The 17,595-nt window shown below is 65.7% G+C and carries 16 protein-coding genes and 1 tRNA gene; 7 read left to right on the top strand and 10 right to left on the bottom strand.

Annotation, left to right across the window (positions count from 1 at the left end; all coding sequences use genetic code 11):
• Positions 1 to 31: 31 nt before the first annotated feature.
• From G9408_RS11220 to G9408_RS11205, 5 genes are all read right to left on the bottom strand, one after another.
• Positions 32 to 107: transfer RNA gene (locus G9408_RS11220), tRNA-Glu, on the bottom strand.
• A 79-nt stretch (positions 108 to 186) separates the two neighbouring features.
• Positions 187 to 1,956: a single-stranded-DNA-specific exonuclease RecJ gene (gene recJ / locus G9408_RS11215; RefSeq protein WP_168454040.1), complete on the bottom strand. Its 1,770-nt coding sequence runs from the start codon at positions 1,954 to 1,956 to the stop codon at positions 187 to 189.
• Entirely contained in the window at positions 1,953 to 3,476 is a 1,524-nt protein-coding gene (locus tag G9408_RS11210) for a PH domain-containing protein (RefSeq protein ID WP_235957698.1), read from the bottom strand. The genes recJ and G9408_RS11210 overlap by 4 nt, the downstream gene beginning before the upstream one ends.
• Positions 3,473 to 4,003 (bottom strand): PH domain-containing protein, encoded by a 531-nt coding sequence (locus G9408_RS16595; RefSeq protein WP_235957692.1) that lies wholly within the window; start codon positions 4,001 to 4,003, stop codon positions 3,473 to 3,475. Before G9408_RS16595 ends, G9408_RS11210 begins: the two co-directional genes overlap by 4 nt.
• A 164-nt stretch (positions 4,004 to 4,167) precedes the next feature.
• Positions 4,168 to 6,129, bottom strand: a complete 1,962-nt coding sequence (locus G9408_RS11205; RefSeq protein WP_168454039.1) for an alkyl/aryl-sulfatase — start codon at positions 6,127 to 6,129, stop codon at positions 4,168 to 4,170.
• Between the two features lie 66 nt (positions 6,130 to 6,195).
• On the opposite strand from G9408_RS11205, the gene G9408_RS11200 reads away from it, so the two are divergent.
• Positions 6,196 to 6,684, top strand: coding sequence for an NAD(P)H-dependent oxidoreductase (locus G9408_RS11200; protein WP_168454038.1), 489 nt, complete (start codon positions 6,196 to 6,198; stop codon positions 6,682 to 6,684).
• Between the two features lie 131 nt (positions 6,685 to 6,815).
• Here the strand turns inward: G9408_RS11200 and G9408_RS11195 are convergent, their stop codons facing one another.
• Both G9408_RS11195 and glpX read right to left on the bottom strand, forming a co-directional pair.
• A complete protein-coding gene (locus G9408_RS11195) occupies positions 6,816 to 8,588 on the bottom strand; it encodes a hypothetical protein (RefSeq protein ID WP_168454037.1) in 1,773 nt (590 codons plus the stop codon).
• A gap of 238 nt (positions 8,589 to 8,826) precedes the next feature.
• Positions 8,827 to 9,798 carry a class II fructose-bisphosphatase gene (gene glpX / locus G9408_RS11190; RefSeq protein WP_120217826.1) on the bottom strand — a complete coding sequence of 324 codons (972 nt, stop codon included), beginning with the start codon at positions 9,796 to 9,798 and terminating at the stop codon, positions 8,827 to 8,829.
• Positions 9,799 to 9,929: 131 nt separating this feature from the next.
• Here glpX and G9408_RS11185 point away from each other — a divergent pair, with 131 nt between their 5' ends.
• Positions 9,930 to 10,325 carry a hypothetical protein gene (locus G9408_RS11185; RefSeq protein ID WP_235957688.1) on the top strand — a complete coding sequence of 132 codons (396 nt, stop codon included), beginning with the start codon at positions 9,930 to 9,932 and terminating at the stop codon, positions 10,323 to 10,325.
• Here G9408_RS11185 and G9408_RS11180 read toward each other — a convergent pair.
• The 3 genes from G9408_RS11180 to G9408_RS11170 all read right to left on the bottom strand — a co-directional run bounded on the left by G9408_RS11180 (position 10,322) and on the right by G9408_RS11170 (position 13,507).
• Positions 10,322 to 11,155 (bottom strand): hypothetical protein, encoded by an 834-nt coding sequence (locus tag G9408_RS11180; RefSeq protein WP_168454035.1) that lies wholly within the window; start codon positions 11,153 to 11,155, stop codon positions 10,322 to 10,324. The two genes, G9408_RS11185 and G9408_RS11180, sit on opposite strands and share 4 nt — an antisense overlap.
• A gap of 59 nt (positions 11,156 to 11,214) precedes the next feature.
• On the bottom strand, positions 11,215 to 12,534 hold the full coding sequence (locus G9408_RS11175) for a homoserine dehydrogenase (RefSeq protein WP_168454034.1): 1,320 nt from the start codon (positions 12,532 to 12,534) through the stop codon (positions 11,215 to 11,217).
• Positions 12,535 to 12,646: 112 nt separating this feature from the next.
• Positions 12,647 to 13,507: a hypothetical protein gene (locus tag G9408_RS11170; protein ID WP_235957687.1), complete on the bottom strand. Its 861-nt coding sequence runs from the start codon at positions 13,505 to 13,507 to the stop codon at positions 12,647 to 12,649.
• A 298-nt stretch (positions 13,508 to 13,805) separates the two neighbouring features.
• Between G9408_RS11170 and G9408_RS11165 the strand changes: the two genes are divergently transcribed.
• The 5 genes from G9408_RS11165 to G9408_RS11145 all read left to right on the top strand — a co-directional run bounded on the left by G9408_RS11165 (position 13,806) and on the right by G9408_RS11145 (position 17,455).
• Positions 13,806 to 14,462 carry an energy transducer TonB gene (locus G9408_RS11165; protein ID WP_120217831.1) on the top strand — a complete coding sequence of 219 codons (657 nt, stop codon included), beginning with the start codon at positions 13,806 to 13,808 and terminating at the stop codon, positions 14,460 to 14,462.
• A gap of 60 nt (positions 14,463 to 14,522) precedes the next feature.
• Positions 14,523 to 15,335, top strand: coding sequence for a MotA/TolQ/ExbB proton channel family protein (locus tag G9408_RS11160; RefSeq protein WP_232014753.1), 813 nt, complete (start codon positions 14,523 to 14,525; stop codon positions 15,333 to 15,335).
• Positions 15,336 to 15,459: 124 nt separating this feature from the next.
• Positions 15,460 to 15,981, top strand: coding sequence for an ExbD/TolR family protein (locus G9408_RS11155; RefSeq protein ID WP_120217832.1), 522 nt, complete (start codon positions 15,460 to 15,462; stop codon positions 15,979 to 15,981).
• A 35-nt stretch (positions 15,982 to 16,016) separates the two neighbouring features.
• A complete protein-coding gene (locus G9408_RS11150; RefSeq protein ID WP_120217833.1) occupies positions 16,017 to 16,442 on the top strand; it encodes an ExbD/TolR family protein in 426 nt (141 codons plus the stop codon).
• Between the two features lie 470 nt (positions 16,443 to 16,912).
• Positions 16,913 to 17,455: a superoxide dismutase family protein gene (locus G9408_RS11145; RefSeq protein WP_168454032.1), complete on the top strand. Its 543-nt coding sequence runs from the start codon at positions 16,913 to 16,915 to the stop codon at positions 17,453 to 17,455.
• Positions 17,456 to 17,595: the final 140 nt, after the last annotated feature.

Below are 17,595 nucleotides of genomic sequence, written 5' to 3'. Positions count from 1 at the left end.
AAACCGAGACTTCTGCGCCTTTCCGGCGATTTGGTGACCCCTACGGGACTCGAACCCGTGTTTTCGCCGTGAAAGGGCGACGTCCTAGACCGCTAGACGAAGGGGCCGTCATTCGGTGAAGCGGCGCATTAGACGCGCATCCGCATGCGGTCAAGCATGGTGGTGCGGTTTTTGTGCATTGCCGCGTCAATCGGCCCAGGCGGCGTCCTCCAGGTGCAGCTCGGCGGCGGGGCGGCTGCCCCAATCGTCGCGTTTGGCGCGGCCCGCGAGCCATAGTTTGCGGCCGCCGCGCGCGTGGAGCAAGGTCTGGCCGAGCTCGGTTTCGGCGCTGCGGAACGCGACCGCCTTGAACCGCGCGCCGTCGTCGCCCGCGACGATCAGGCGGACATGGTCGGTGCCGACGATCCCCGCCTCGACGATTCGCACCGGTCCGGTCGCGACGCGCGGCGCGGGCCAGCCGGCGCCATAAGGTCCGGCGCTTTCGATCGCCTCGCACCAGAGCGGGCTGATCCCGCGCGGCGCGAGCACCGCGTCGATCAAGAGCGACTTGTCGCCGCTCGCGCGCTCGACATCGGCGGCGAGCCGGTCGTTGAGGAAGGCGCCGAGCGCGTCGACCTTGTCGGCTGCAACCGTCAGCCCGGCGGCCATCGCATGGCCGCCGCCTGCGACGAGCAGCCCCGTCTCCTTCGCGGCGAGAATCGCGGCGCCGAGGTCGACGCCGCTGATCGAGCGCCCCGACCCCTTGCCGACGCCCTCCTCGTCGAGCGCGATGACGATCGCGGGGCGGTGCAGCCGCTCCTTCAGCCGTCCGGCGACGATGCCGATCACCCCGGGGTGCCAGCCCTGCCCCGCGACGATCGCGACCGGCGCGTTGCCGCACGCCGCGCTCGCCGCCATCGCTTCGTCGAGCACACCCGCTTCGATCGCGCGGCGTTCTTCGTTGAGCCGGTTGAGCTCCCGGGCGATCTCTGCGGCTTCGTGCGGATCCGACGTGGTGAGCAGGCGGACGCCAAGGTCGGACTTGCCGACCCGCCCGCCCGCGTTGATCCGCGGCCCCAGCGCAAAGCCCATGTCGCTCGCGGTCGGCGGCTTGGTCAGCCGCGCGGCGTCCATCAGCGCCGCGAGCCCCGTGTTGCCGCGCCGCGCCATCACCTTCAGCCCCTGCGTCACCAGCGCACGGTTGAAGCCGGTGAGCCGCGCGACGTCGGCGACGGTGCCGAGCGCGACCAGGTCGAGCAGGTCGATCAGCGCGGGCTCGTCGCGGGTGGCGAAATAGCCGCGCGCGCGGAGCGTGCGGAGCAGCGCGGCGCCGAGCAGGAAGGCGACCCCGACCGCCGCCAGATTGCCGTGCGCCGCCGCGTCGGGTGCCTCGTCGAGCCGGTTGGGGTTCACCAGCGCCAGTGCCGCGGGCAGCGTCGTCGCGCATTGGTGATGGTCGACGACAATCACCTCGACCCCCGCCGCATTGGCTTCGGCGATCGCGTCGAACGCCTGCGCGCCGCAATCGACGGTGACGACCAGCTTCGACCCCGCCTCGCCGATCTTGACCAGCGCGGCGCCTGAGGGGCCATAGCCCTCCATCAGCCGGTCGGGGATATAGGCGCCCGCCGGCAGTCCGAGCCCGCGCAGCAGGCGCACGAGCAGCGCCGCCGAGGTCGCGCCGTCGACGTCGTAATCGCCAAAGATCGTCACCGCCTCGCCGGCTTCGACCGCATCGGCGAGCCGCGCCGCGGCGGCGTCCATGTCGCGGAACAGCGACGGGTCGGGCATGAAGCCGCGCAAGGTCGGGGTGCGCTGGCGGTCGAGATCGCCCCGCGCCACCCCGCGCGCCAACAGCAGTTGGGTGACGAGATCGTCGGGGGCGAGGTTTTCGGAGGCCATATCGGCGCTCGCGCGCCGCCAATGCCACGGCTGGCCCATAATCGACCGGGTGATGCCGAGCGCTGCCTCGCTCATGCCCGCGCTCGTGCGGCAAGGATGCGCGCGCGCAGGTCGTGGGCCGTCGCCAGCGGGATCGCCGGAATTTCGTGCGTCGCGAGCGAACTGCCGCCGGGGACGCCGAACACCAAGGTCGCAAGGCCGAGCGGGCGCTGGATGAAGTCGGTCTTGAGATCGACGCTCTGCACGGACGCGTGCGGCAACAGGGTCAGCTTGGGTTTCCAGAAACCGCGGCGGATCGCGACCTGTTCGCCGAGGTCGGTCCAGCGGTGAAAGCGCACCCCGAACAGCGACGCCGCGGCGATCAGCGCGCCGATGGCTGGCCCGAACCAGCCGAGCGCCTGCCCGAACGCCACCGCGACCAGCCCGCCGGTTGTCGCGCCCAGCGCGCCGACCAGCCCGCCGAGCGCGATGATGCGGTGGCTCTGCTGCCACGCTGTGGCCGCATCCGGGCGCGCGATCGCGACTTCGGCGAGCACCGGGTCGATCGCGTCCAGCCGCGCGAACGGCACGACCTGATGGTCGCGTTCCTTCTCGCCGTCGCTTGCCAGGCTTTGCAGCCGCAGCTCGTGCCAGCCGAAGCGCTGGCGGAACCAGCCGGTGATCAGGATTGCGGCTTGCACGCGCTTCACCGGCACCGCAACGTCGGTGCGCGTCGTCAGCCCGCGGGTGCGGCGCAGCGTCCGCGGCTCGCGGGTCAGGCGGAAATCCCAGTTCGCGAACATCATCGTCGCGATGCCGCTCGCAAAGCCGATGAACAGCAGCGAGATGCCCGCGCCGACCCCCGCGATCCAGCGGTGCGCGATCACCCACTGGTCGAGCCCATATTGCCCGGCGAGGTCGATCCAGTCGTGCGGGTTGAAGACGTTGAAGTCGAACGGCAGCAGATCGTCGAAAAACTGCATCGCCGCGCCGACCACCGCCAGCGCGGCGAGCGAGAAGTTGAACAGCCCCGCGACGAGCAGCTGGCGCGGCGTCATCGCGAACAGCAACCGGTCGTCGCTCGCCGGGGCGGCGTCGGGTGTATCCGCGGCCGCGGGCGCCGCCGCCTCGCCGCTGCGATGGGCGCGGATCGTCGTGCGCAGCGCCTGCGCGGCGTCGAGGCCGATCGCGTCGAGGCTCGCGTCATTCTCCTTGCCGCCCGCGCCGGTTTCGAACCCGACCCTTGCGATGCCCAGCGCGCGCGCCACCAGCCCCTGCTCGATGCTGACGTCCTGGATGCGGTCGAACGGGATGGTGCGATGCTGGCGCGCCAATACGCCGCTTTCGATCACGACCTCATCGTCGCCGACGCGGAAGCGGAAGCGCAGCCACTGGAACCACGCCGCGACCAGCGAGATGAGCAGAAAGGCGAGGATCGCCGGGACGATATAGCCCCAATTGCCGGTGAAGCCGAGCGCGGCGACCGCGGGCAGGAACTGGAACGAGCGCGGCCCCAGCTTGACGATCGCCAGCGCCAGCGTCGCGGGGTGCAGTCGCTGCCAATCGGCTGCGTCGTCGGGAAGGGGGGCGGCCTGAACCGCGGCGGCGTCGGTCATGCGAAATCGGTCTGGATGTGCCGCCGGATCGTCTCGCGCATCGCGGCGGCCAGGTCGGCGGGCAGCCCGGGCAGCGTCACCGTGCTGTTGTGCGTCCCCGACGTGTGGACGATCAGGTGCGACAGGCCAAAGGCGCGCTCGACCGGCCCCTGCCCGACATCGATATGTTGAACGCGCACGAAGGGGACGATCGTGTCGGTGCGGAACAGCCAGCCGCGCGCGACGCGCAGCTGTCCGTCACCGATCCGGTAGCCCCAGCGCTGCACCCGCCGCGCCGGAAAGCTGATAATCATCACGATCGCGATCAGCCACGCGAGCGCGGTGATCAGGCCGTACGGACCTTCGATATGGCGAATCAGCAACCAGTCGAACAGGCTCGCGCCGATCGCGAGCGGGATCAGGTTAAGCGCGGTCGCGACGCGCAGCACCTTGGCATAGGCGGGATCGACCGGATCGAGCCCCTCGGCGGCGTTCACCGCTTCGGGATCGAAAGGATCGGTGGGGTGGGCGGCGGGGGTGTCGGTCATATGGCTGTGTTAGAGCATGAAGTCGGTCGTGTGAATCTTTGTGTTCCCCCGCGAAGGCGGGGGTCCATCTCCGGCTCGTGCCATACCGAACCTACAGGTGATGGGCCCCCGCCTTCGCGGGGGAACAGTTCAAAGGCGTGCGACTATGACTTTTCGGACCCGCTTCACGGCACAACCACATTGAACCGCGGGTCGGCGGGCGGATGCAGCGCGAACCAGCTGAGGAACGCCATCCGGTCGCCGTCGATCTTGATCGCGCCCGATTGCATCAGCGCCGGAAACTGCGCCTGCCCCAGCATCACATCGTCGAGTGTCTTGCGGTCGAGCGTCACCGTCGCGGTCGGCGCGGCGTCGGTCACCCCGTAACGCGGCACCTCCACCCCGCCGCCGACGACGATCGCCACTGTCTCCTTGCTGTCGGGCAGTATGAACTGGAACGTGCCTTTCACCCTCGCGCCCCTAGCCGCATCGAAGCGCGTCGCCAGCGCGTCGAAAAACACTGCGGTCGGGATCGCGCTGACGAAGCTGCGGCTTTGTCCGTTGCCGGTGACATTGTCGATCGCGGTGCCGCGCAGCGTCGCCGCGGCGGCGAGATAGTAATTCCGCCACGCCCCCGATTCGGCCTGATACCCCAGCTGGTCATAGGCCGACGCCAGCGCCGCGCGCGCCGCCTTGTTGTCGGGCTCCGCAAACACCAGCTTGTTCAAAAGCTCGGCGGCCCAGCGATACTCGCCCGCCGCGATAGCCGCACGGCCCGCGGCCAGCAGCTTGTCGGCGCCGCCCGCCAGCGCGACATATTTGGGCGCGGATGCTTCGGGAGGCAGCGGGTTGAAATTCGCCGGATTACCGTCCCACCAGCCGAAATAGCGCTGATACACCGCCTTCATGTCGTGATTGACCGTGCCATAATAGCCGCGCGCGCTGAAATCCTGCGCCTGCCCCGGCGCCTCGGGGGTCGCATCGGCCAGCTCGTGCAACGTCGCGCCGCGGTTGGCGAGGAACAGCGTGCGGTCGTGGACATAGCGATAGATGTCGCGCTGGCTGGTGAGCAGCGCCGATACCTCGCCCGCGCCCCACGTCGGCCAATGGTGCGACGCCAGCGCCACCTCGGCCTTGCCGCCCCATTTGAGCAAGGTTGCGTCGATCACCTTCGACCAGTGCAGCGCATCGCGCACCTGCGCGCCGCGCAGGGTCAGCACATTGTGCAGCGTGCGGGTGACGACCTCGGTCGTATGCAAGGCCTTGTAGGCGGGGATGTAGAACACGAACTCCGACGGCGCCTCGGTCCCGCCTGCGTCGAGGAAATCGAACGCCAGCCCGTCGATGCTGAGCGTCCCGCCGCCGGTGCCGACCACCTCGGTTGGCTCCATATAGCCGATCGTCCCCGACGACAGTTTCGGCCCCAGCCCGGTATCGACCTGCCCCGCGGGTCCGGGCGGCAGGATCGCCCCGAACATGTAAAGCGCGCGCCGCCCCATTGCGGTCCCGGCCAGCACATTTTCGGCGGTCGCTTCCTCCGAAAAGCCGTGCGGCGCGATGATACGGATCTTCTCGCGCTTCACCTGTTCGGGACTGACGATGCCGCCGACGCCGCCGAAATGATCGCTGTGGCTGTGCGAAAAAATCACAGCCTTGATCGGTCGCTTCCCCGATTTTGCCTCGACCGTATCGACGAACAATTTCCAGCTCGCCGCGGCGGCTTCCTCGGTCAGCAGCGGGTCGACGATAATCCACCCGCTCTTGCCGCGGATGATCGTCATCACCGAAATATCATAACCGCGCACCTGCCAGATCTTGTCGGGGACGACCTCGAACAGCCCATGCACGGCATTCAGCCGCGCCTGCCGCCACAGCGACGGGTTCACCGTATCGGGCGCCTCGGCAGCGCCCAGAAATGCGTAGGGCCGTCGGTCCCACACCGCTTTGCCCTGTTTGTCCAATATGACCCCGCCGGGAATTTCGGCCAGCTTGCCGCGCGTCACATTTACCATGTCGCGCGGGTCGTCCAGCGGCAGGCGTTTGGCGAGTTCAGCCTGCGCGGCGCGCGTCGCCTCGCTTGCGGCGTCCTGTGCGATCGCGGCAAAGGGCAGGGCGCTGGCGAGCAGCAGGGCGGTCAATCGGCGCATATCGTCTCTCCCCCTTATTTTGACGCCAGCTTGCGCCGCACGTCGCCGCTTGGCAAGCATCGCTGCATGACCGGCACACTCGCGCTCCTAATCGTCTGGCACAGCCGCACCGGGGGCAGCGAAGCGCTGGCGCGCGCCGCCGCCGAAGGCGCAGGGGCCGCGGGGCAGCTGGTCCGCGCAGACGACGTCACGTCCGATCTTCTCATCGCCGCGGGCGGCTATCTGTTCGTCGGACCCGAAAACCTTGCCGCGCTGTCGGGCGCGATGAAGGAGATGTTCGACCGCTGCTACTATCCCTGTCTCGGCCAGCTCGAAGGCCGCCCCTATGCGACGATCATCTGCGCTGGATCCGACGGCGAAAACGCCCAGCGCCAACTCGACCGCATCGCGACCGGCTGGCGCCTGAAACGCGTCGCCGAGAGGGTAATCGTCAACACCGCAGCCCAAACCCCCGAAGCAATCCTCGCGCCCAAAACGATCGTGCCGGACCGTCTGGCCGAAGCCCGCGATCTGGGCGCCGCGCTGGCCGAGGGGTTGGCAGCGGGCATTTTTTGAGGCTCGCTAAGGCGGCTTTGGGGTGGTTTCCTGACTGACGGCTTCGCGGCGTTCCGTCTGGGAAGCGGCCGCTTATATACAATCGCACTTATCCGCCGACTAATGTACTTGGCGCCGATGTCGTGGCCCGCCTAACAACTGGAGAATTCCTGGCCTTGGATTTTGATTTTTCTCGGTTCCGCTCCACCCATGACAGCATGGGCTCTATGTAGAATTTTGATCTCTGTTTTCGCGTGTGGAGCAATGGCGGAAAAACGCTCAATTACTTTTTGCGTCTCCAGCGCCGCTCCGGGCGTAACGGGCGCTATCCGGCAGATTGCACTGACCGCTTCGAGTGACGAAGGCCACTGGCCTGAGTCGATCTGATCGCCACGATAAGAATCCAGATTCTCATTCAAAATACGTAGCAAAATTGGAGCGGCCAACGCTCCACGATCTGAAATACGATAGACCGCGCCCGGAAGCTTTCCTCGCCGAACAGGATCGGCGACGGTCTGGTCGAGTAGTGCTGACGGCCCCTTAAAGGTTCCGGGCGGGAGCGCTTTGATTGCCTGTGATAGCGCGCTGAATAGGCGCTGATTGTTGGCCTCGGACGGGGTTTCCGTCGCCCCTCGACGAAGAATCGCTTCACCTATTATTTGTGGCTGATGCGTTAGACCGGCAATTGCTCGCTCCAGGACCGGGAAAGCGTCACGGTATCGACGCTGAGGAAAGAACGCTCCGGACTCCATGATCCGCGCCAGCCTTCGGGTGTCGTCTGCCGACCCTGTTTTCGTGGCAGCTAGCCGGTCAATATAAGCCCAGTACAACTGTTCTGCAGGCAGCTCGTCGGTGTCGCTGTACGCCTTCGCGACGGGACCATCGGCGAGGGCACGATCTACCACCACCGACAATTGGGCGAAGCTGACGTCGGGGCGTTGCAACCACGGCTTAAACAGGCCGGTGACGGGGGATACATTGGGATAGCGTCCCGACTGATGCTCGCTCGTAGTCGAAATTATCAAACTCGGGATTACGTTAAGGGTGAACTGGCCAAAGAAGGGCGTACTCGCCTTCGAATATTGGACATGGGTCAATCGTCCAGCCGGAACATAAGCTCTTCCCGTGCGGCGTAAGAGTTCAAACCGACTTACGCGCATTTGATCGAGGCTAATCGGTTGGTATTCAGAACGCGGGTTGTCCGGTTGCCCTTCGGTCCAAACCAAATCTGCATCGACGTGGGTAGCTTCGCTTGCGATAAGGCATTCGCCGTCAGCGACACGGAGACGAACTGCCGAAGAAACTGGAGTCGTAAAGTCGCTTCTTTCGCCTGCAATTTCACCTGCGTCGGGAATGGCGACTGCCGGGCATTTTGGCCGACGTTCGATGCGGTACTTCGTCAACTTGACCGGATCGTTAAGATCGAAGTGAAGAGGCGAGCGCCCCATCTGCACACTTGCAATACCGCCGCCATACAACATGCGCTGGCAGAGATTATTGCAATTGCCACCCGCCCCGCGATCCCCCGAGGAATTGCTATTTACCGAAAGCAACAGAGCAACTGACTGTGGCTGCGAAGCAATCGCAGTAAATGGAATATCACGGGCCTTGGCAGCGGCGACGCGTCGATCGATAAGCACGTTGATTACAAGCGATGGGGTTACGGCCACCAGTATCAGACCAAACGCTGCACCATACCATGCGCGATTTGCTGTGCACCAACCGATCCAGCCTACGACCCCATAAATCGCGAGCATGGGGACAATTCCCAAGATGGAGATCGCACCGCCAATAGGAGCTCCGAGAAGTGCCAAAACCACCAGAGCGGTTTCTATGGCGAAACAAGCGATATATATCGCCAGCCATGCTAGAAATCCTGCGATCAGCGCCTTGGCGAACCGGCTGAATATTGAAGAGATTTGCATCCTGCATCGTTTATATTGCCGGTGGTTGTAGAAAAGTTACGGAGGAACGTAGACGTCAGCTAAAAGGGCTATTGCGCACCACCGTGAACGACCAGAACCGGTCGTTTTCTGACATTCGTCACCCCGGACTTGATCCGGGGTCCATCAGGTCAGGCACCGCCCCGCTGAGAGGGCGGATGGATCCCGGGTCAAGCCCTGGATGACGACGAAATGAAGGCTGGCCGCAGCGCGGAAGCCGTCACCCGACGCGATGCTCGCCCTTCACCCAGCGCACCGTTCCCGACGAGGCGCGCATCACCACCGTTTCCGTCGTCATTACGCCGTCGCGGCGGCGCTTGACCCCCGACAGCAACGATCCGTCGGTTACGCCGGTCGCGGCAAAAATCACGTCGCCCTTGGCCAGATCCTCAAGGTCATAGACGCGGTCGAGATCCTCGATGCCCCATTTCTTCGCGCGCTTGCGTTCGTCGTCGTTGCGGAACAGCAGGCGGCCCTTGAACTGGCCGCCGACGCAGCGCAGCGCCGCCGATGCCAGCACGCCTTCGGGCGCGCCGCCGCTGCCCATATAGATGTCGACATTGGTGTCGGGGTTGGTCGTCGCGATGACCCCGGCAACGTCGCCGTCGGGGATCAGCGCAACGCCGCAGCCGATGCTGCGCAGCTCGGCGATCGTCGCTTCGTGGCGCGGACGGTCGAGCACGCACACGATGATTTCTTCGGGCTTGCAGCCCTTTTCGCGCGCCACGGCTTCGACATTCTCGCGCACGCTATTGTCGAAATTGACGATGTTCGGCGAATAGCCGGGGCCGACCGCGAGCTTGTCCATATAGACGTCAGGCGCGTTGAGCAGGCAGCCTTCCTCGGCGATCGCCAGCACCGCAAGCGCGTTCGGCCCGGCCTTGGCGGTGATCGTCGTGCCTTCCAGCGGGTCGACCGCGATGTCGATCTTCGGTCCCTTGCCCGGCGCGTTGCCGACCTTTTCGCCGATATACAGCATCGGCGCTTCGTCGCGCTCGCCTTCGCCGATGACGATGGTGCCGTCCATGTACAGCGTGTTGAATGCGGTGCGCATCGCTTCGACGGCGGCGGCGTCGGCGGCTTTTTCGTCGCCGCGCCCGATCAGCTTGGCGGCAGCGATCGCTGCGGCTTCGGTGACGCGCACCATTTCGAGCACGAGCACCCGGTCGAGGTTGCTGCCGCTATTCGTCATGTCCGCTGATCTCCGTCATTTGATCTTGCCTTGTCGCCCGGCTCGGGCATGGTGCGCGCCATATGGCCGGTCGCTCCGCTTGTCGAGGATGCTTCGCCCGATTCGGAGCGGCTGTCGCGCTATTGTGCGTCATGCCCGTGACGGCCATGGCGCAGGTGCAGGGGCCGCCCGCGCCGCCGCCGCCGCGCAATGCCGAAACCGCCGCCGCCAATGCGAAGGAGCTGGTCGATCCGATCCGCCGCTGCAAACCCGCCGACGACGGATCGATCAATGTGTGCGGCACCGATACCGAGCGCCACCGGCTGACCCCCGAATTGCGCGCGATCGCCAACGAAGGGCGCGAAGCGCCGCCGAAGCTGCCGCGCGCCGAGGCAAAGGCGATGAGCCTCGACAAACTGCCCTATAACTGGATGTCGATCGGCGGGCGGATGAAGCCCGGCCCTGAATATAATGCGCTCTACGAACAGGCGAAGCGCGCAACCGATCCCGCGACCGGCACCCCGCCACCGCCCGAAGGCGAGCCCTAGGCGAAGATTTCGCTCGCCGCGACCTCGGGCTCACTGGCGCGGTAAAGCCCGGCGGGGATCAGGATCTGGCCGAGGAAATAGAGCGCGAACAGCAGGATCCAGCCAAAGCTCATCAGTGTTTCGATCGTGCTGCCCGGCGTATTGTTCAGGATCACCGCGCCGTGGACGATGATCAGCCCGGTCGCTGCGATGCCATAGGGCAGGCCGTAGAGCAGGTAGAAACCGAACAGCCGCCACTGTGCGGTGCGGGTGCGCCGCCACGATTCGACGAAGGCCGCGAGCGGCTCTAGTTTGCCGCGCCCGCCCATGATCGCACCGGCAAGGCAGAGGCGCGCCGCGATCCAGCTACCGACGAGCGCGACTATCAGGCGATAGAGCGCAAGCGCGACGATGAACGCGTCGCTGACGCCATACAGGGCGTAGGTGACGAGGACAAACAACGGCAGCGCCGCGATCAGCCCGAAGCCGATCGCGAGCACCAGGTTGGCGAGCAGATAGGCGACACCCGCGACCATTCCGTACATCACTTCGGACAGGTAGCCTTCGCGGAGGTCTGCCTGAAGGCCGTTCCACGCCGCCAGCATCGCGCCTGCAACGATCACCGCGACGATGCCGAGCAGATAGAGCGGGCCGGTGATCGATCCGCCGACGCGGTAGGTCCAGGGATCGGACAGGATCGCCATCACCGCGCGCAGGCTGAAGATCGGTTCGCTCGACAGCAGCAGGAAGGGGACGACCACCCCGATCGCGACATAGACCGCCAGCATATTGCGGTGCGCGGTCGCCAGCGCCCACGCCTCGGCCAGCCCGCGCCGGATTTCGATGTCCATAATTGCCCCCCTGCTCCCCGCCACCGGGGTAACAGCGCGCGCGGCGATTTCAAGCCGGGTTACAGCGCCAGGATCGGCATCAGCATCGGCGTTCCGACGACATGGTCCGACCCCGCGAGGATCGCGAGCGCCGCGTGGATCGCGCTTGCCGGTCCTTCATGGGTGACCAGCACGATGACGACGCCGTCCTCTTCATCGGTGCCGCGCTGGATAAAGCTTTCGATCGAGACCCCGGCATCGCGCATCGCCGTGGCGATTTCGGCGAGCACGCCGATGCGGTCCTCGACGATCAGGCGGACATAATGTTTGCCGACCCGCGCGCCGGCATCGGCGACCGGCGCCGCGTCGAGCGAATCGACGGGCATGGCAAAGGCGGGGCCATATTCGTCGCGCGCGATGTCGATGATGTCGGCGACGATCGCCGACGCGGTCGGCCCCGCCCCGGCGCCCGCGCCCTCAAAGAACAGCCGCCCGACAAAATTGCCCTCGGCGACCACGGCGTTGAGTGCGCCGGGGACATAGGCCAGCGGGTGATCGGCGGGGACCAGGCACGGCTGGACATGCTGATAGAGCCCGCCTTCGCTGCGTTCGGCCATGCCGATCAGGCGGACGCGGTGGCCGAGCGCTTCGGCCTCGCGAATATCGGCGGCGATGAGCCCGCGGATGCCGTCGGCGGCCACCGCCGCGATGTCGAGCCGGGTGCCGAAGCACAGCGCCGCCAGGATCGACAGCTTGTGCGCGGCGTCGATGCCGTCGACGTCGAACGTCGGGTCGGCCTCGGCATAGCCTTCGGCCTGCGCGGCGGCGAGGGCATCGGCAAAGCTCGCGCCGTTCCGCTCCATTTGCGTCAGGATATAATTGCAGGTGCCGTTGAGGATGCCATAGACGCGCGCGATTTCGTTCGCCGACGCGCCTTCGCGGATCGCCTTGATCACCGGAATGCCGCCCGCCACCGCGGCTTCATATTTCAGCGGCGTGTCGCGCTCCTCGGCGATTCGCGCGAGGTCGAGGCCATGATGCGCGATCATCGCCTTGTTCGCGGTGACCAGCGCCTTGCCCGCGCCCAGCGTGTGGCGGGCAAGGGTGAGCGCCGATCCGTCGGCGCCGCCGATCATCTCGACGACGACATCGACATCGTCGGCGGCGACCAGCGCGTCCATGTCATCTTCCCAGCGATAGCGCGAAAGGTCGATGCCGCGGTCCTTGTGGCGGTCGCGCGCCGACACCGCGACGATCTCGATCGCGCGCCCGGCGCGGCGGGCGATCAGGTCGCGGTTCGTTTCGAGCAGGCGCACGACCCCGCCGCCGACCACCCCGATTCCGGCGAGCGCGACGCGCAGCGGCGGACGGGGAGCGGTCGGGGCGGGATGGGGCGACATGCTGGACTCCGTATTTCAATGCGGAGCCGCGCCCCGCCGTTGCGAGCGCCCTATCGGCTTTTGCCATCGAAACAACCCCGGCGCAGCTAGGCGGCGCCCAAGCTGGCCTTTATCACCCCACCGGCGGTTTGCGCGTCCGCGTACATTGGCCGAGCGCGCCGAGCACGATGCCATAGTCCGACGCGGCCTTGCGGCGATCCTCGGGCGCGGTGCCCGCCAGCTTGTTCAGCGGCAATTGCCGCGGCAGCCCGCAGGCGAGTCGGTACCAGGCCAGCGTCCCGCGCGCCGGCACCGCCGCCGACCCATCGACGATCTCGCCGAACGCCGCCGCCCAGCGCCGCGACCCGTCGGCGGCGGTCAATATGGTCAGCGACACCGGCTCGCCGGTGCTGGTGTTGAGGAACAATTGCGTCTCGCCCTCGCCGGGCAGGGTGCCGGGGACGTGAAAGCCATTGGCAATGCCGGTGATCGCCGGCGGCGCGCCGGGTTTGACCAGTTCGGTCAGCACAGCGCGCAATTGCGCCTCGGTCGCCGCATCCCATGGCAATTGCGCATCGGGGGCGACCAGCCGGACGCTGCTGGTGCTGTTGCTGCCTGCCGCGGCGCCCGCGACAGGGCGGGCAAAGAGCAGGACCGGCGCCTTCTTTTTCAGCTTCTGCGGCTTGCCCTTGGCGTCCAGCGGCAGGTCGACCAGATAGGAAATGCGCGATGCCAGCGGACCCGCGCCGCGAATCAGGCTGACCACATCGGCCTCGACATAGAATCGGCTTTGCCCCGCGCCGACACCCGGCGCCTGCGCGGCTTTCAGCGCCACCGCGCTGTGGATGCGCGCGTGCAGCGCGATCGGCGCCGCGGTCGCCAGATCGGCGATGTCGGCATAGCTGTACGGGCTCGCCGCGGCGGTCGGCGGCGTCGGCTGCATCGCGGAAACGCCAGCGAATCCGGGGGTCAGGGCAAGAAGTCCGGCGATCATAGCCGATCGGTACACGCGCATGGTCGATTACTTTCCGTTGCTTTCGGTCAAATATGACACCGGTGGCGCCGTATCAGTCCCCATCATGGGACAAGCCACATTAACCGCTGATAAAGGGTTTGCGAACTCGGCGCCACCGCGATAGGACGGGCGACGAAGCGTCCGGTCAGAACATAATAAACCGAACGTAGCTCCGCCGGGTCTGTGGAACGCATCGGAATCATCCGAGCATTTGGCAACGGGACCCGTCGGGTGGGAATTGGTGTCAGGATGATCTAGCAAGGAGCGTCGTCCCTGAATGGCTTATGGTGATAATGTCGACCCTAAAAACAGGGTAGTGGCGATTGTCTTGGTTGGTCTGCTTACGGCGGTTCTGGGCTATGGCCTGGTCAACGGCCTGAATATCAGCATCGTCAAGAAACTCGCCGAAAAATTGGACGTGGTGGACGTGGAAGAGCCGCCGCCGCCGGAAGAGCCGCCGCCGCCGCCGCCGCCGGACAACAAGCTGCCGCCGCCGCCGCCGGTCGTGACGCCCCCGTCGCCGATCCCGCCGCCGGTCACGACCAATACGGTCCAGTCGGTGCCCAAAGCGCCGCCGACGCCGCCGCCGCCGGTCTATACGCCGCCTGCGCCGCCCGCGCCGCCGCCCGCACCCGACCTCAGCCAGGCGGGTACGCCGCGTGGCAACCCCGGTCGCTGGGCGACGAACGACGACTATCCGGCGCGCGCCATGCGTGAAGAACGCGAAGGCACGACCGGGTTCCGCGTCACCTATGGCGTCGATGGCAAGATCACGTCGTGCGACGTGACGTCGTCGAGCGGTCATGCCGATCTTGACGCGGAAACGTGCAAGCTCATCCAGCGTCGTGGCCGCTTCAACCCGGGCAAGGACCGGGCGGGCAACCCCACGGGCGGAACTTACAGCAATCGTATCCGGTGGCAGATCCCGCGCTGATCCAGCGCGCGGTCGTCTGACTTCGAATTTACCAGAATTTCTTGAGAGGGAATATCCAACATGTTTAATCTGATCGCAAATGCCGCTGCTGCGGCGCCGGCACATGATGCAGGGCTCAGCCTGATGCCCGCTTCGATGTGCGTCAAGGAAGAGGGCGCCAGCCCCTATGGTATGATCCCCGCGCTGTGCGAGGGCGGCATCGTGTCGCAGGTCACCTTCCTGGTGCTGCTGATCATGTTCGTCGGCACGCTCTACATCCTGTTCACCAAGCTGTTCGAACAGAATAAGGTGATGAGCCAGGGCAAGGCGGTCGACGCCAATTTCTGGCGCGCGCCGACGCTGGCCGATGGTGCGGCGAAGCTCGAAAAGAACAGCGCCTATCGTCAGGTCGTCGAAGACGGCCTGCGCGCCAACGAAGAGCATAACAAGCTGACCGACCCCGTCGAAGCGCACGACTGGATGCACGGCACGCTCGAGCGTTCGCAGAACCACATCAACTCGAAGCTGAACAGCGGCCTCGCCTTCCTCGCGACCGTGGGTTCGACCGCACCGTTCGTCGGTCTGTTCGGTACCGTTATCGGCATTCTGCGCGCGCTGGTGAAGATCGGTGCGTCGGGTCAGGCGTCGATCGACACCGTGGCCGGTCCGGTCGGTGAAGCGCTGATCATGACCGCGATCGGTCTGATCGTGGCGGTTCCCGCGGTGCTCGCGTTCAACTGGCTGCAGAGCCGTAACAAGGCGATCGCGCGCCGTCTGTCGACCTTCTCGAACGACGTGCTCGGTTCGATCATGTCGAACGGCCAGGTCAAGCCGGTCGTGACCGGCCCGGCACCGAAGGCTGCTGCTCCGGCTGCGGCCCCGAAGAAGGCCTGATCGGGCCGAAGGGATCCCTGCCTGCCGCAATCGTGGCAGGCGGGGTCCGCTGGACAGGGCGATACGCCGGTGGCGCACCGACCCGATGTCCGTGACAGAAATTTTGTGACAGGATACTGATCCTATGTCGATGAGTGTAGGCGACAAGGGCGGCGAAGACGCCCCGATGTCCGAAATCAACACGACGCCGCTGGTGGATATCATGCTGGTGTTGCTCATCATCTTCCTCATCACGGTTCCCGTGGTGCTGGAGACGGTGAACCTCGAACTGCCCGACGTGGCGTTCGAAGTGACGACAACGAAACCCGAAAACGTGCTGCTGTCGATCCGTTCGGCGGACACCGACGGCGACGGCCTGCCCAATCCGGAAAGCACCGCTTGCGAAGTTTACTGGGGCCAGGCTCCGGTCGATTCGAAGCAATTGCTGGAACGCGGCCAGGCGAAACTCGAACAGCTGCTCGAGGATATCGGCGGCCCGCAGAACATCACCGAAGAAAACTTCCCCGAAGTGCACATCCGCGGCGACGTCAACACGCCGTATCAGTGCATCGGCGGGGTGATCTACACGATGCAATATGCCGGCTTCCAGAAGATCGGGTTCATTTCCGAACCGGCTGCTGGTTCGGGTACCGTTGGCCGCCTGTAACGGCGCCCGACGTTTAGGAATGAAGGAATAATCGCATGTCCATGGCAGTTGGAGAGCGCGACGACAATGAACCGATGATGGACATGAACACGACGCCGCTGATCGACGTCATGCTCGTGCTTCTCATCATGTTCATCATTACCATCCCGGTCCAGACCCACGCGGTGAAGATCGATCTGCCGGTGCCGACCGATGCCGAAAGCAATGTCGACCCGGAAAAGAACAAGGTGATGATCGACCCCGCCGGGACGATCACCTGGAACGGGACGCCGGTCGACCTGGCGCAGCTGGCGCAGTATCTGGAACAGACCAAGGCGCTGCCGGTCGAGCCCGAACTGCAGGTCCAGCCCGACCCCTTCTCGCGCTATATCGTCGTCGACAATGTGATGGCGGTGATCAAGCGCAGCGGCGTCGGCAAGCTGGGCTTCGTCGGCAACGAACAATATGCCCGCGTCTTCTGATCTTTGATCAGCGCCGTTCGGCAAAACAGATGGGGCCGCGAAGCAATTCGCGGCCCTTTTCTTTTTGGGGCAGGCGAGGATGAATGGCGAGGTTCGATCGCTTGCGGACGCAACCGATCCTCCCCCACCGGGGGAGGGGGACCACCCGAAGGGTGGTGGAGGGGCACAGGAGGTTACCGCAGCGCCGGGCTGGAAGAGCCAAGCGTTCGGGGAACGTCGCAATGGATCACGACTTCGGCGGCAAGGCAAACCGATGGTACCCCTCCACCAGCTTCGCTGGTCCCCCTCCCCGTTCCGGGGAGGATCAGCAACGCCCGCCCCCACCCCAAACCGACTATCCCCTTGGAACTTGCGCCAAAACGCGCCATCGTCGCGGCGAGGGGATCGAAACGCGCCGACCGGACGTTTTGATTCCGATGTTGATGACAGGGAGCAGCATGATGACGACGGGTTCGTACCATAAACCGGCCATGACCGCGGGCCTCGCCCTCTTCGGCGCGCTCGCGCTCGCTGGCTGCGCCAATATGGGCAAGGCGCCGACGTCCAAGCTGCCCGTCCCCGACGCCTATGCCAATCTGGTCGACGCGCGCGGCGCCGACCGCGGGCGCGTCGACATCTTCAAGGATGGCAGCGGGCTGCGGCTCGAACTCGTCGCGCGCGGCTTTGGCGCGGGCACCTATGGCATGCACGTCCACGCCACCGGGCTGTGCGACGCTCCCAAATTCACCACCGCCGGTCCGCACTGGAACCCCACCGGTGCGCAGCATGGCCGCGAAAACCCGATGGGCGCGCATCATGGCGATTTACCCAATCTGGTCGTCGAACCCGACACCATCGGCCGCGCGACGCTGCAACTGGTCGGCACCCGCCTGACGGGTGACGGCGCCATGCTCGACGCCGATGGCGCGGCGTTTGTGATCCACGCCGGTCCCGACGATATGAAAACCGACCCCAGCGGCAACAGCGGCGACCGCATCGCCTGCGGCGTGATTACGGCGACGCCTGCGGACTAGGGTCCCTGCTCAGCCTGAATCATATCACCGTAGCCCTGAGCCTGTCGAAGGGCGCCTCTCGGCGATAGGCGCCCCTCGACGGTCTCAGGGCTACGGATCAATTTGAACAGGACAGACTCAAGGGCGCGATCACTCCGATT

The organism is Sphingopyxis microcysteis, assembly GCF_012274265.1.
GTDB classification, from domain to species: Bacteria; Pseudomonadota; Alphaproteobacteria; order Sphingomonadales; family Sphingomonadaceae; genus Sphingopyxis; species Sphingopyxis microcysteis.
The sequence above is the reverse complement of the archived record's forward strand: the minus strand, read 5'-3'. Positions and strand labels throughout refer to the sequence as shown.

Coding starts and splice junctions, on each gene's coding strand:
- recJ (WP_168454040.1), bottom strand. CDS start 1,956: ATGAGCGAGGCAGCGCTCGGCATCACCCGGTCGATTATGGGCCAGCCG.
- G9408_RS11210 (WP_235957698.1), bottom strand. CDS start 3,476: ATGACCGACGCCGCCGCGGTTCAGGCCGCCCCCCTTCCCGACGACGCA.
- G9408_RS16595 (WP_235957692.1), bottom strand. CDS start 4,003: ATGACCGACACCCCCGCCGCCCACCCCACCGATCCTTTCGATCCCGAA.
- G9408_RS11205 (WP_168454039.1), bottom strand. CDS start 6,129: ATGCGCCGATTGACCGCCCTGCTGCTCGCCAGCGCCCTGCCCTTTGCC.
- G9408_RS11200 (WP_168454038.1), top strand. CDS start 6,196: ATGACCGGCACACTCGCGCTCCTAATCGTCTGGCACAGCCGCACCGGG.
- G9408_RS11195 (WP_168454037.1), bottom strand. CDS start 8,588: ATGCAAATCTCTTCAATATTCAGCCGGTTCGCCAAGGCGCTGATCGCA.
- glpX (WP_120217826.1), bottom strand. CDS start 9,798: ATGACGAATAGCGGCAGCAACCTCGACCGGGTGCTCGTGCTCGAAATG.
- G9408_RS11185 (WP_235957688.1), top strand. CDS start 9,930: ATGCCCGTGACGGCCATGGCGCAGGTGCAGGGGCCGCCCGCGCCGCCG.
- G9408_RS11180 (WP_168454035.1), bottom strand. CDS start 11,155: ATGGACATCGAAATCCGGCGCGGGCTGGCCGAGGCGTGGGCGCTGGCG.
- G9408_RS11175 (WP_168454034.1), bottom strand. CDS start 12,534: ATGTCGCCCCATCCCGCCCCGACCGCTCCCCGTCCGCCGCTGCGCGTC.
- G9408_RS11170 (WP_235957687.1), bottom strand. CDS start 13,507: ATGATCGCCGGACTTCTTGCCCTGACCCCCGGATTCGCTGGCGTTTCC.
- G9408_RS11165 (WP_120217831.1), top strand. CDS start 13,806: ATGGCTTATGGTGATAATGTCGACCCTAAAAACAGGGTAGTGGCGATT.
- G9408_RS11160 (WP_232014753.1), top strand. CDS start 14,523: ATGTTTAATCTGATCGCAAATGCCGCTGCTGCGGCGCCGGCACATGAT.
- G9408_RS11155 (WP_120217832.1), top strand. CDS start 15,460: ATGTCGATGAGTGTAGGCGACAAGGGCGGCGAAGACGCCCCGATGTCC.
- G9408_RS11150 (WP_120217833.1), top strand. CDS start 16,017: ATGTCCATGGCAGTTGGAGAGCGCGACGACAATGAACCGATGATGGAC.
- G9408_RS11145 (WP_168454032.1), top strand. CDS start 16,913: ATGACCGCGGGCCTCGCCCTCTTCGGCGCGCTCGCGCTCGCTGGCTGC.